A 12,351-nucleotide genomic window follows, 5' to 3' on the forward strand; every position below is an offset into this window, starting at 1 on the left:
CCCAAGCCCGACCCGACGCCGGACCCGAAGCCGGATCCGGGGCAGGATCCCAAGCCCGACCCGACGCCGGACCCGAAGCCCGATCCGGGGCAGGATCCCAAGCCCGACCCGACGCCGGACCCGAAGCCGGATCCGGGGCAGGATCCCAAGCCCGACCCGACGCCGGACCCGAAGCCCGATCCGGGGCAGGATCCCAAGCCCGACCCGACGCCGGACCCGAAGCCGGATCCGGGGCAGGATCCCAAGCCCGACCCGACGCCGGACCCGAAGCCCGATCCGGGGCAGGACCCTAAGCCGAAGCCCACCCCGGACCCCAAGCCCACCCCGGACCCCAAGCCCGAGCCGAGTTCCGACCACTCGGGCCAGGACCCGACCCAGCCCAGCGAAGACAAGTCCCGGACGGGCGATGACTCAAACCGGGGCAAGGAGTCGGACAAGCATGACTCCGATGACGCGTCTTCCGGCAAGGACGCTGCTCACCACAGCCCTGCGGCCAACACCTCCGAGGTGACGAACCCGCCGGCCGCCGCCAGCCTCGCGGCCACGGGCGCCGACGGAAACTCGGTTCTCGGCCTCGCAGCAGGTGGCCTGTTGGTGCTCGGCGCGGCTGCGGTAGGCGCCGGCGGCTACGCCAAGAAGCGCTCGGATCAGGCCGCGGCCGACGCTTCCTGACCCCACCCGACAGCGTGGCGGGGGCGGCCAAACCGCTCTGCCCCCGCCATGCCACACAGCCCCGTCCAGCCGCTGCGCAGTGACCACGACATCGGCCGCGTGGAGGGCCGGACATCAGGGAGGCAGGATCTTCATGAGTACGTCGCACTTCCACCATCCCCACTTTCTTTCCCTGAAGGAGGTACCCACCGCGCAGGGCACTCGGCGCGTGTTCCACTTCCGTGAGTTCACCGGCCTCGAACCCGAGCCAGTACCCCTCGCCTACAGCCCGGAGATGGACCGTACGGAATGGACGGTGCTTGAGGAAGAGATCCGCGCAGCACGCTTGATGTGGCACATCGCCCAGTTCCGCCGTGCTCTGCGCCCACCGATCGAGGCCGCGGCCTCCTGCTGGCAGCGGTATCACCGGGCGAGTGAGGCGATGGTCAACCGGTTCGAGGCTCTGGAGAACACCCAGGATCCCGACTGGCGCCGTCACACCCTGAAGCTCGTCAAGGCTCACGTTGCTGCTCTGGAGGCCGCGGTGGCCTTTGACGAGGCGGCTGCGGCAATCGCGCGTCTGGTGGACGACTTCGAGGAGGAGGTCGGCGAGGGGCTCCTGCCGTCCTGGCGCACCATCGCGGGCGAGTTGGGCATCGCGGCGGAGGCATGGGAGGTCTACCCGGTCTCCGCGTACCACCAAGGCGACGAGCAGTCCGGCTGCCCGCTGTACGACCGGATCGTGCAGGAGGTCGACCAGCAGCAGGAGCTGATCCAGACGGTCGGAGATCTGACCGGCGCACGCTGAACAGAGCGGCACGACACATCATCGCCCACCTCACGCCAAGGAGGACTGCCTTGACGGGTCACCACCCGCCGATCACCGCTGCAATCTCGGTCGCACCCGCCGACGCCCTGGCCGGTGAAGCCGCGTACAAGCTGCGCGGTGCGGCGCGACGAGCCCACAACCGCGCCCAGCATGCGGCGGCCCGGCTACAGGACGCTGGCCAGCAGGCCTTGCAGTTCGGCTCCCACGGGGTCCCGGCCCTTGCCGGCGGTTCCCTCACCGCGTACGTCTCTCCGGCCTACACCGCGTACAAGGCCGCCCACGACTACAGTGCGCGTCGCGCGTGCGCCGAGATGTGGGACAAGGTCGAACGGGCAGCTGGCTGGGCCACTGGTGACAACCGCGACCAGGCGCTCCTCCAGGCCGCCACAGCGGAGCTCGAGGCCTGGCTCGATGTCCTCCAGGCAGACAGTGGGAGCCTCCCGCAAGACAGCCGGGCCCGGGGGTTCCACGACGCGGAGGTGGAAGGACGCAACGAGTTCATGCGCGAAGTCCGCGAGATTTCCGCCTGGCTGCGGCGAAAACGGCGTGAGGCCGAAGCTGACAGCCAGGAGCGTCGCGCACGCCCCCGTACCTAAGGCAGGCGACCGGCACCTGCTGTGCCGCCGAACAAGAGCTGCAGAAGAGGAACCCCGTGCGTCCCACCCACAACCCCCGGGTCCGCCCGGCTCTCAGGCCACGCCGCCGGCCGCCGGTGAGTCCGCTGCCCGACCCCCAGCACATCTTCCTGGAACCCCGGTACACCGACCCCCGCGTCCTCGACTGGTACGCGCAGGCCCAGGAAGAGGACCAGCAGCGGCCCACCCGACGCCGATAGAAGAGGGCCCGGTGAAACGGCAGGGCGATTCCGTGACCGTCACGGTGAAGGCGTGCCCTGCCACCGGCCGAGACGTTCACGGACACGCCTAACGGCCTCGATCACGCCCCCGACCTGCCTGATCGGCAGACATCGTCCGGTTCTCGTTCCATCATCGGAACATGACCCGCGAGATCATCCCCGTTGCCACCCCAGTACCGCGTGACGCCGACGCCACCGCGGTCGTCAACGCCCACGCCGCGCCCCGCGTACGAATCGTGGACGAGCACATGTTTCACGGCACGGAGCACGGTCCGGACGGCACCTTCCGCCTGCAGCTGTTCACCGCCCCCGGTGCGCGCCCCGTTGCCGTTGCCGTCCAGGTGCCCACGGAAGGTCCGAGCCTGGTCAACCTCGCCGAGATCTACGCAGCTGCGGCCTGGCGACGGTACTGCCCGGACGAGTCGGAACCGCCGATCTGGGTCCAGATGCTGCTGGACGACGTCGACGATCGCACAAAGTGCTTCGAGCTGGTGCAGTTCGAGACGAACGGCCGGTACCACCTGGCTGATCCGCTGTGGTGCGACCTCTCCGACGCCCAGCTCACGCAGCTCGTCGGCCAGGTGGTAGACGGCACCCGTGGCGACGGCTATGTACCTCCGCCGGCTGAACCGATAGCCGTGCCCCTCTACGAGGTCAAGCACGTCACCGACCTGCCTCTCCCGGTCCCCTTCCGTGAGCCAGGCTGTATGCCCAGCAACGGACGCCCACCCAAAGACGCGTCGCCGTCCGCGCCGACGGACTGCTGCTGGTACCACCAGCAGAACTGGCACGCCGTCTGCGAACAGGCCATTCGACTGGTTGAAGACGCTCAGCGTCACGCCGTCACCGGCTGCGGCATCCTCCCCTACGCCTTGGACCAAGCGCGGCGTGAGGGCACCTCGCCGAACGACGCCCATGCCCTTTACACCCTGCTCTCGCCGCACCTGGCGATCACGGCCGGCACCGGCTACACCAACGGCCAACACCGGGTGCAGGCCATGCGCGATTTGAAGGTGGAGCGCACTGTGACGGTCCGCTGGCACTTCGCCGACAGCACGGGCTGAGAGAGCGCCGACGGGTCTGTCCGGCTCCCTCCTCCGGAATCAGGGGCACCAGAATTCGACGACCCGCTCCTATCCGATAGAGTCCGCTGCACGAAATGGCCCGCCGCGCGCTACGGATGTCCCCCGACAAAGTGGAAGCCGAAATACCGACACCCCACTGCACGGTTCAGACCCGTCATAGGGGCGTCCTTGCGCCAGGCAAGCGAAAGCCGTAACGGCCCACGGTGTCCCGATAATTCGTAGGCTTCCGCACAGCAGGGCACCGTCCCAAGGGCCGGGTTGCTCAACCTTGATCGCGCGGCCGCCGGCAATTGACTACTGTCCGCGCTCCAACAACCCTACAAGAGAGGAATGCACGGCATGTCGCTTGGTATATGGATCGTCCTAGCCATCGCGGCGGTCGGCCTGATCTGGCTGATCGGGTCAATCGCGCTCAGGTTTGCCGGCTGGCTCACCATGGTGGCGTCGCTTGTCGTGTTCGCCGGTGCCTTCAGAGGGGGAGCCGCAGCACTGGTCAGTGGCTTCCTCGCGATCGCGGCCTTCATCATCGGTGTCGTCCTGTGGCTGGCCGGCCACTGGCTCGCGGCATTCAAATCGACCTATTTCTCCTCCACCGTGGCCGAGCGGATCCTCACGCGCCTGGGCGGCCGGCTGGACCCCACACGCAACTGGGCCGTCCCGGTCCAGGACATCCACCGCCGCTGAACCGAGACCGCGGACGTCACCCTCCCCTGTCAGACCCACTCACCGGGGCGGACCCTCGGCAGCGATGCGAAAGTCTGGCCGAGTCAGGGGCCTTCAAGGCCGGCGTCACCTACGGCTTGCCGTGCGCCAGCGAGAGCGGACGCGCGCGGAGGTACCGATGCGCCCCTGGTGGGCCGAGAGCGGTCGGCGCTGACGATCGTCACCGTTGACGACCCGGCAGAAGCGGCCCGGCGATGACCTCCGATAGGCTTCGGAGCATGACCGACGTGGACGTGACCGCGGGCACGCGGTTATACGACTTCATTGCCGACCGGCTCGACGAGCGGATGCGCGACCGCTACCCCGGAGGCAACGATCATCAGGCGATGTACGAGTACCGCGACGCCCACCAGCAGGTGCAGGCGCTGCACCAGTCCTTCGTCGATGCCGCGCACAGCGGCCGGGCCGACGACGCCAAAGGGTACCTGGAACAGCTCGCCGAGCCGGCCGCGCAGTGGATTGACCACCCCCACCACCCAAGTGCCGGCCACTGAACCAGTAGCCGTCCTCGCGAGGGTCGGGTGTGCGGGTCAGCCACGCGCAACCGCCCGCCCACCGACCCGCTGGTACTTACGCCAGCGGTCCCGTCACGGGCATCGCCGCCCCGTGGACCTGGTGCCGGCCGTTGCCCAGCGCGGCAGGCGACAGGGCGGAGGCACCGGCCCCCTACGCCGGCCCGGCCGGAGTCGTCGCGAGGAGTACGCGATGCACGCGACGACGGGCGCTGTACGGATGTGCCGGCAACACCGCACCGTCCACACGGCACATGAGCGTCGGCCGTACCGACCTCTTGTCTGGCGTCGGGGCCTGCTCCAACGAGCCGGCGATCTGCTCGTCGGCCGTGACCGACGACCCGTTGCAGCCCGGCACATGCTCCACCGGCCCCTGCTGGGCAGGCCTGGTCAGTTCCAGCAGTTCCTCGACCGTATCGGGCACCGTCACCGGCGGCTCCTGCGGCTTCGGGACGTCGACGATGGACAGCTCGGTGGTCAGCATCCGCTCCAGCTGCGCCTGGATGTCCGCTTCAGGGACGAACCAGGGATCGACGGGGCGTTCCCGCCACATCTCGTTGGCCACGACGTCGGCCTGCTCCCATAGCGGCCGCTCGCAATTGCGGGGCAGGGCGTGGGGCGCGCCGAGGGCCAAGTAGCCGATGAGGGTGTCGAGGACCTCGGCGCGGAAGCCCTTCGCGCGGGAGCTCAGGGTGGTGGGGTCTTCGTACTCGAGGTGGCCGGCCAGGACCGCGATCAGGGAGCGGCGCCAGGTGCCGAAGGCGCGGGCGGCACGGGTGGCCAGGCGTTCGATGCCGGTCAGCACGCGGGGCAGCGCGGCGAGGTAGCGGGCCAGGGCGCGGGGCGCGCCGCTCACCTGCAGGCGCCGGTAGTCCGGCCACCCGTAGCGCTCGCGGTTGCCCCAGTTCTCCTCGTAGACGCTCCAGCGCGCGTTGAACTTGAAGGGGGTGGTGGCTTCCACGTCGTAGATGCGGGCGAGTTCGCGAGCGATGGCCTGGTGCTGTTCTGCTCGGCGGCGGACGGAGGCCGGGAAGCTCAATTCGGTGTGGAAGCGGTTGGAGCTTGTCTGGTAGGGGCGGGGGATGTCGACGTACGGGCGGGCGGTCATGCCAGGGGTCCTTTCTATGCGATGGGCAGTTCGATCGGGGCCGCGACGAGGGACGGAATGGCAGACGGGTAGCTAATGAGCACGGGCCCGGTCGCCGCATGCGATGACGGCGTCGGTGGCCGCGTGCTTCGGTCAGCACGGGTGCAGAACAGGCTCAGCGAGCGGGGCGTGCGGCACCGAGGGCTCACAGCCGCGTTCGTCGGCCGTGAGCGGTTCGCCTGCGGCGATCAGCCATTCGATCTCTTCGAGACCGAATCGATCGAGGCCGGCGGCTTCGACGAGGTCGGCAGTTGGGATGCCGACGGTGGGTGAAGAGGGCATGTGGCGTTCGTCAGGGGGCGTGCCCGGCGCACGGCCGTGTTGCGCCGGGCACGGGGTGGTCAGAGCGTGATGCGCAGGTCTTCGAGGTAGCCGGGGTCGACTTCGTCGGCGAGCTCGACCAGCGTCTTGTCGATTTCAGTGTCGGCGAGGTCAGTCGCGACGGTCTCGGTATGGCCGCCGTAGTGCAGGACCGGTTCCGTCAACGACCAGTAGTCGTCGCCGTGCCGCTCGTACGGGAAGGTCACTGCGTCCGGCATCGGATGTGCGGTGGTCCCGATCCACGCGCGTACCTGCTCCCGCAGCAACTCCCACAGCTGTTCGGGGGCCTGGTACAGGCCGGGCTGCTGGTCGGAGAGCGGCTTGCCGTCGCGGTCGTATCCGCAGCCGGAGCACAGATCCGCGCCGCCCGGGTTGTGCGTGCCGCAGGCGGGGTTGCGGCAGAGCCAGAGCAGGCCGAGCTTGCGGAGGGCCTCCTCGATGACCGGCTTGCGGGAATCGTTGAAGACGCGGAGCAGCGCGTCGAGGTCGACCGTGGGCAGAGGCTGCGTGCGGGGCGTCGACTCGTGGCCTGTGCTGTAGGGGCGCAGGCGCCACCGGTCGCCCGTCGTGTGCCGGGATTCCGGAATGGCGGAAGGGGAGAGCGGCAGGCACTGCATGTCTTCGGCGTCGCCTTCGGCGCGGGCTGCGTCAGGGAGCGTGTCGAACGTGCCGCCGAGGGCTTCCATGCGCCGAACCAAAGTGAGCAGGTCCTCGGCGTCCTGGGGGTCGAGAGGGGCCCAGGCGGCGTGCAGGGGACCCGGCGGCAGCTCGGCGGGGATACGGTCACCGGGGAAGTCGCACAGCACGGTGCCCTGAAGGTCGCGGACGCTGTCGATGTGCGCGAGCCGGCGGTCGTCGCGGCTGATGACCAAGTAGGCGGCCTGCGGGTACTGGGTGCGCAGGGTATCGCCGACCAGGCGGGCCAGGCCGTGGGCCGTGGTGTAACTGGTGGCGGTGATCCGCTGGAGGTCGGCGACAGTGGCGTGCTTCTGCGGCAAGAGGGGTTCCTCCAAGGGGAAGACGGGGAAGCTGCCGCTCGGCCGAGTCGGGGTGGTCGAGAGCGTGGCTTCGCGGGGACGAGTACCGCTGAAGGCGGGAAGCGGCCCTCGTGCGGTTGTGGCAATGGCGCAGGGCAGCGCCGGAACTCAGGGGGTTCCGGCCGCCGCGAGGAAGTCGGCCGGATGGGGCAGGGATGCCAGCAGCGGGCGGATGAAGGTCTGGGCGACGTCCAGCGCGGGCCTGCGCCACGCCGGGGAGCGAGTGATGAACGCCCACAGCGTGTCGTCCACGACGATGGCCCGCTGGTCTTCGTAGTCGGGCAGCGTGCCGGGGGCGTGGGCGCCGGTGATGTCGATGTGGGCACCGTCCTCGGGGCGGATGACGATGACGTGTTCGAGCTGGCAGCCGCACACCCCGTCGGTGACCTCGAAGGTGGTGCACGAGTCCGGGTCCAGGTGGCATTCGTCGTTCACCAGCACGGCCATGGGCCATCCGGTCGCGTGGGTAAGGGCGCGGGCGAGGGCGTGGCACTGTCCGTGCCGGAAGACGGTGCGGGCGGCGTCGTCGAGCCGGCCGGTGGTGAGCGTGAACGGCACCTGGTGCTGACCGAGCACGGTGACCTGCTGCCCGTCCGGGAGGGGGATGCAGTCGGTGAGGGTGGCCATGGCCTTGTGCAGCCAGGTATGGGCTTCGCGGGCGATGTCGTGGTCGCGCGTGCGGTAGTCCGCTTCGCAGCCGATGGTGATGTCGCCGTCTGCGTCGAGGAGTGCGTCGAGGCTGGTCTTGTGGCGGTCGGCCATCGCACGGAATTCGTGCAGCAGGGCGTGGATCTGCTGGGGGTGTTCGAGGGCGTGGGGCATGCGCGTCCTTGACGTCGGCAGGGTGTCGGGTCCCGTGCAGGGCAGGGAGCGGTGCTCGGTGAGGCGGGTGAAATGGGGGGAGAGGGCGCGACGCCGCGCGGCGGGCGGAGCCGTCCGGTGTGGAGCCGGATATGCCGAAGGCGGCGTCGCAGGGAGAGGTCTAGCGGTCGCCGCGCAGGTCGTTGCCGCGCTGCATGATGTAGGCGCCGAGGGTGGTGCCGTTGCCGTCCGGCAGAAGCAGCGGGTGTCCTTCGGCCTGGCGCAAGCGGACGCGGTGCATGAGATCGCCGAGTTCCTCGAAGGTCAGGCTGGGCTGGCGGGCCTCCGTGACCAGGTCATCGGCAGCCGGTGCCGGTTCGCCGGTGTCCAGCCACTCCTTGATCTCGGCGGCGAACAGGGCTCCGGGCTCGGGCCGGACGGCGCCGCAGAGGTCCGGGGTGGGCGCCTTGACGACGACGAGCGTGTGGCTGTGATCCATCGTGGCGACGATGTCGAACTCGTACTCCAGTCCGTCACGCCAGATGGGACCGAGCCCGATGATGCGGCGGGCCTGACGGCCGGTGTCGTCCGGCTCGCAGACGTAGTCCAGCTTGTCCCGGACGGTGACGATGACGTGGCCCGGGTAGCCGAACAGGGCGTCGAGCATGCGGCGTTCCCGGGGCCGGGTCTCGTCCCAGCCGCCCTTGGTGCCGCCGGGGCCGCGCTTGGCGGCCAGGGCGACCTGCTCCAGTACGCCGCCGGGTCCGCTCCAGAAAGAGGAGAGGGTGGCGATCACGACGGTGTCGTAGCCCTGGTCCGCGCAGTGTGCGAGGGCGGTGACCAGCGTCTCGGGGGAGAAGTACGTCAGCGGCGGGCACGCGTCGAAGGTGAAGGTCTGCGCGTAGAGGCCTGACTTGCCGCGCTGGGTGTCGACGACAGCGACCCTCGTGCCGATGGCCGTGGCCAGGGCGAGGGAGGTGTAGGTGGTGCCCGAGCCGGGCGGGCCGTCCAGCACGATCCGCGCCTTGCGCTGCTGCCGGACGGCCGGGGCGAACTGGTATCGAGGGTTGGGGATAAGGTGTGCTGCGGAAGCGCCGGGCTGCGGCGGATGCGTGATGGTGTCCGTCAACGGTTCCTCCGGGAACCACTCGGTGTTCCAGCGAGTGATCCCGGCACCGGCCCAGAGATGTCCAGTCGCGAAGCCGGTGTCGGGACAACGCCCTATGTCTCTTAAGACTATATCACGCCCGCGCTTTTTCCGCAGCTCAAAAGCGCTCTGTTCGGTTTTCCTTTTTGAGGATCTTGTTAGCCGTGGGCACCCACCAGAAGACCCGCCCGATCTCGTCGTTGCCGTCCGGCGGGAGGACCTTCTTGCTCTCGCGGGAGAGGGCCATCTCGATCGTCTCGTTGTTGACGCCCAGCTTCTTCGCGAGGTGGTTGACGTAGACGCGCTTCTTCTTCGTCGCCGGGTCGATGGTGGGCGCGGCCGGCAGCCACTTGCCTCGCCCCTTGGAGCGCACCTCTTCCACGATCTGGCCGCGCTCGTCCAGGTAGCCGAGGGCCTTGCCTAGGGCGAGAACCACCGCCACGGGGTACCGCGGCCGCGCTCCGCCGACGAGTTCCTCGTCCAGTTCGAACCCCATGGCCTCGGCGACCACGCGCAGAACGGGCGTGCCGGCCCGTCCGGTCGCCTTTTGGACGGCAGGGTTGTGCCACTTCTGTGCGACGTTGCGCGACAGTCCTAGGGCCCGGGAGATGTCGCTTAGGCTCAGCGGTTCCTTGTGTTTGGTGAGGTCCAGAAACTGCTCTTGCTCGACCATGGTCACTTCCTGTCTCTTAAGACTTGCGGTCGGGTTGAGGATACGGCACCGGACGCCGTAGTCCAGCCCACGCTCCGAGCACGGGCTGCCGGCCAGGTTCGCGAGGCGTCGGCCGCGGGCCCCCGCGGTCGGCAACGGACAGCCAAAGGTGCGGGACGGGCCCCGCTCCGCCCTTTCCTGCTCGCGGCGCGGTCTCCTACCGTGCCCAGCCGCGGCTGCGCCCCACTGGCGAGGCTTTGGCCGATGCGTTCTGCCGGCTGCCCGGACGTCCGGACAGCCCGCCGGGAGGGGCCCGCGGAGCGGACAGCCGTCAACGACCGGTTCCCGGTCCAGGATGCGCCGCATACAGGAGCGACGTGCGTCACGTCACATGTCCCTCGACCGAGTGGACCGCGGGAACGGCGGGGGCGTGCGGCCGGCTCGGGCCGATGTCACTGGGGTGGGGGATACTGGGGCCGGTTCCCCGCCCCCGTCCCCTTGAGCGAACATGGCATCCCGCAAGAAGGTCCCGACCCCACTGCCCGATACCGTCTGGTATTCAGGGGGCAGGAGCACGGTCAGGCGGTCGCCGCGCGTGGTCGAGCAGCGGCTGGAGGAGATGGTCGCCGCCGGCGTGGTCGAGAGCTTCGCCCGCCACGACTACCCGGACGAGCAGCGGCCGAGGCACATGTTCGAGGCCCGATGGCGCCTGGGGAAGGACGCCACCGTCCGGGCCCGCATGACGCTCACGGGTTTCGGCGACAGCCTGTTCAACACGTGGGAGATCATCGCCGAGGCGACCGAGCCCTGGGACTGGACATGGCCCTCGCCGGTGACCATGTTCTGGCCGAAGTCGAGTGATGCCACCTGGGACATCCTCGGCGCCCGAGGACTGTTCCGATATCGCATAGCCAACCTGGTGGATTGTGCCGAGGCGGCGCGAGAGACGATTCGTACCGCCTTGGACGCGCAGGCGGACATCCATGTGCTTACGACCGACGACGAGGTGGAGGATCTCGGGCGTCCGATCATGCCTTTGGTGCGCTACCTGCCCGCCAGTTTCGTTGGCCGGCTCATCGAGCATCGTGTCGCACCCTGGGCATTGAGCGCGGTCAACCGGGAGCTGAAGCCTCTCGGACTCCAGCTTCCGGCCGCCGGCGCACTGATCGTCCCCCAGCGGCCCCGGCTGGCGCAGATCCGCCCGACAGACCTGGTGATCGCCCAGGCGCGCTTCAGTCTGGGGCGCCCACAGGCGCTGATCGACGCCGTCATCCGCCACGCCCGCTTTCCGCGGCACGTCGGCGCCGACCTGCACCGGCACATCGCGCTGCTGCGCGAGCAGTTCACTTTGGCGACCGACCAGGAAGTCGTCGAAGAACTCGAAGAAGACCTGGACGCCGCCGAGGCCCAACTTGCCGAGGCCCTCCAAGTCCAAGAGAACCTGCGCCAAGAGCTCAAGAAGACAACCCAGCTCCTGGACGAGGCTCGGCAGGAGGCACACACCTGCGGCATCCGGGAGACCGAAGCGCTTAAAGCAGCCGAGGAAGCGCGCGCAGCTCTCGCGAAAGCCTACGCCGACCGCGAGCAGGCGCTCGCCACCGTCGCTTCCAGCGACCTGGGACAGGCCCTGCGGGAAGCAGAATGCCGCAGGGACACGGCCGAAAGTGAGGCGGAGGTCGCCGAGAGTCTGCTCGATGAACAGGCGCGCGAGATAGCCTGGTTGCGCGCCCGGCTCGCGGCCGCCGGCCAGCCGTCCGAAGGGCCGCCTACGCAGGACTTCCGCCCGGCCTCCTGGGAAGAGCTCATCGAACGAGCCGAGGCCGAGCTGGACCACGTTGTGCTCGGCGACGTGCTGGCGACCGTCCGGCCGCTGCGCGGAAACGCTTGGGAGGCGACCTGGCGTCAACGCACCTGGGAGGCCCTCCGCGCCCTGGACGCGTACGCAAGAGCGAAGAGCGAGCACGGCGCCGAACTGCTGCCGCACCTGGCTGCGTACCTGTCCTGGAAGGACGCGCCCGTCCCGATGCCGCGTAGCCGGTATTCGGCGACCGAGTCGCAACTGGTGCTCAACACGTTGAAACTTCGTGAGGAACGCGTTTTTCCCGTACCCCGTGAAGTCCATCCCTCGGGCCGCGTACTGATGGCGGAGCACATCCGCATCGGCTCCGGCAAACCCCCAGCCCCACGCCTGCACCTTTACGACAACACGGCGGGAAACGGGCGGGTCTATGTGGGGTATCTCGGCGGGCACCTTCGCACGGCCCGGACCAACTGAAGCCGCGCCCCACCGGGTAGCTTTCCAGGGTCCTGCCGCCCCGGTCGTCCTCCGCTCACGCGACCGCGGCAGGACCCAGCGTTCGGTGGCCGGCCGGTGGCGCCTCGGGACACGCGCTGTTCTCGGTACGGCCGTTGGGCAGTGGTCGCGGACCACGAGGGGGGCTGCACAGCCGTATCGGCTGCCTGTTGTCCGGAGACGCAGGCTCGATGCCGTCCGGTCCGATGGTGGGCATGCTGCTGCGGATGGCGGTGTGTTTCGTTCCGGCAGGCACAGCGGGGATGCTGATCATCGTTATCCGTGAAATGACTGGTT

General features: G+C 69.1%; 14 protein-coding genes. 9 read left to right on the top strand and 5 right to left on the bottom strand.

What is annotated here, in order from left to right; translation table 11 throughout:
• The 7 genes from ACH4PU_RS31065 to ACH4PU_RS31095 all read left to right on the top strand — a co-directional run.
• The coding region (locus ACH4PU_RS31065) for a hypothetical protein (protein WP_398279481.1) at positions 1–672 on the top strand (672 nt) is incomplete at its 5' end.
• 133 nt (positions 673–805) lie between these two features.
• Positions 806–1,459: a hypothetical protein gene (locus ACH4PU_RS31070; RefSeq protein ID WP_398279484.1), complete on the top strand. Its 654-nt coding sequence runs from the start codon at positions 806–808 to the stop codon at positions 1,457–1,459.
• A gap of 50 nt (positions 1,460–1,509) precedes the next feature.
• A complete protein-coding gene (locus tag ACH4PU_RS31075) occupies positions 1,510–2,076 on the top strand; it encodes a hypothetical protein (RefSeq protein WP_398279487.1) in 567 nt (188 codons plus the stop codon).
• Between the two features lie 56 nt (positions 2,077–2,132).
• Entirely contained in the window at positions 2,133–2,315 is a 183-nt protein-coding gene (locus tag ACH4PU_RS31080) for a hypothetical protein (RefSeq protein ID WP_398279490.1), read from the top strand.
• A gap of 161 nt (positions 2,316–2,476) precedes the next feature.
• Complete coding sequence (locus ACH4PU_RS31085; protein WP_398279493.1) at positions 2,477–3,400, top strand: hypothetical protein; 924 nt, start codon at positions 2,477–2,479, stop codon at positions 3,398–3,400.
• A 360-nt stretch (positions 3,401–3,760) separates the two neighbouring features.
• On the top strand, positions 3,761–4,105 hold the full coding sequence (locus tag ACH4PU_RS31090) for a hypothetical protein (RefSeq protein ID WP_398279496.1): 345 nt from the start codon (positions 3,761–3,763) through the stop codon (positions 4,103–4,105).
• A 257-nt stretch (positions 4,106–4,362) separates the two neighbouring features.
• Positions 4,363–4,638 (top strand): hypothetical protein, encoded by a 276-nt coding sequence (locus ACH4PU_RS31095; RefSeq protein WP_398279499.1) that lies wholly within the window; start codon positions 4,363–4,365, stop codon positions 4,636–4,638.
• A gap of 172 nt (positions 4,639–4,810) precedes the next feature.
• On the opposite strand, the gene ACH4PU_RS31100 is transcribed toward ACH4PU_RS31095, so the two are convergent.
• Positions 4,811–5,764, bottom strand: coding sequence for a hypothetical protein (locus ACH4PU_RS31100; RefSeq protein ID WP_398279502.1), 954 nt, complete (start codon positions 5,762–5,764; stop codon positions 4,811–4,813).
• A gap of 141 nt (positions 5,765–5,905) precedes the next feature.
• Here ACH4PU_RS31100 and ACH4PU_RS31105 point away from each other — a divergent pair, with 141 nt between their 5' ends.
• Positions 5,906–6,076: a hypothetical protein gene (locus ACH4PU_RS31105; protein WP_398279505.1), complete on the top strand. Its 171-nt coding sequence runs from the start codon at positions 5,906–5,908 to the stop codon at positions 6,074–6,076.
• A 68-nt stretch (positions 6,077–6,144) separates the two neighbouring features.
• Here ACH4PU_RS31105 and ACH4PU_RS31110 read toward each other — a convergent pair whose 3' ends face one another.
• From ACH4PU_RS31110 to ACH4PU_RS31125, 4 genes are all read right to left on the bottom strand, one after another.
• Positions 6,145–7,122, bottom strand: coding sequence for a hypothetical protein (locus ACH4PU_RS31110; RefSeq protein ID WP_398279508.1), 978 nt, complete (start codon positions 7,120–7,122; stop codon positions 6,145–6,147).
• A gap of 147 nt (positions 7,123–7,269) precedes the next feature.
• On the bottom strand, positions 7,270–7,983 hold the full coding sequence (locus tag ACH4PU_RS31115; protein ID WP_398279511.1) for a hypothetical protein: 714 nt from the start codon (positions 7,981–7,983) through the stop codon (positions 7,270–7,272).
• A 160-nt stretch (positions 7,984–8,143) separates the two neighbouring features.
• Positions 8,144–9,091: an AAA family ATPase gene (locus tag ACH4PU_RS31120; protein WP_398279514.1), complete on the bottom strand. Its 948-nt coding sequence runs from the start codon at positions 9,089–9,091 to the stop codon at positions 8,144–8,146.
• Positions 9,092–9,227: 136 nt separating this feature from the next.
• The gene (locus ACH4PU_RS31125; RefSeq protein ID WP_398279517.1) at positions 9,228–9,782 is read right to left on the bottom strand and encodes a hypothetical protein; all 555 of its coding nucleotides are present in this window, start codon (positions 9,780–9,782) and stop codon (positions 9,228–9,230) included.
• A gap of 574 nt (positions 9,783–10,356) precedes the next feature.
• Between ACH4PU_RS31125 and ACH4PU_RS31130 the strand changes: the two genes are divergently transcribed.
• Positions 10,357–12,036, top strand: coding sequence for a hypothetical protein (locus tag ACH4PU_RS31130; RefSeq protein ID WP_398279520.1), 1,680 nt, complete (start codon positions 10,357–10,359; stop codon positions 12,034–12,036).
• The last annotated feature ends 315 nt before the right edge of the window (positions 12,037–12,351 follow it).

This window comes from Streptomyces sp. NPDC021100, assembly GCF_044333095.1.
Taxonomy (GTDB): domain Bacteria; phylum Actinomycetota; class Actinomycetes; order Streptomycetales; family Streptomycetaceae; genus Streptomyces.

Bases quoted from the DNA above. Each gene is read 5' to 3' on its own strand.
- ACH4PU_RS31070 (WP_398279484.1), top strand. From the start codon at position 806: ATGAGTACGTCGCACTTCCACCATCCCCACTTTCTTTCCCTGAAGGAG.
- ACH4PU_RS31100 (WP_398279502.1), bottom strand. From the start codon at position 5,764: ATGACCGCCCGCCCGTACGTCGACATCCCCCGCCCCTACCAGACAAGC.
- ACH4PU_RS31115 (WP_398279511.1), bottom strand. From the start codon at position 7,983: ATGCCCCACGCCCTCGAACACCCCCAGCAGATCCACGCCCTGCTGCAC.
- ACH4PU_RS31090 (WP_398279496.1), top strand. From the start codon at position 3,761: ATGTCGCTTGGTATATGGATCGTCCTAGCCATCGCGGCGGTCGGCCTG.
- ACH4PU_RS31095 (WP_398279499.1), top strand. From the start codon at position 4,363: ATGACCGACGTGGACGTGACCGCGGGCACGCGGTTATACGACTTCATT.
- ACH4PU_RS31125 (WP_398279517.1), bottom strand. From the start codon at position 9,782: ATGGTCGAGCAAGAGCAGTTTCTGGACCTCACCAAACACAAGGAACCG.
- ACH4PU_RS31085 (WP_398279493.1), top strand. From the start codon at position 2,477: ATGACCCGCGAGATCATCCCCGTTGCCACCCCAGTACCGCGTGACGCC.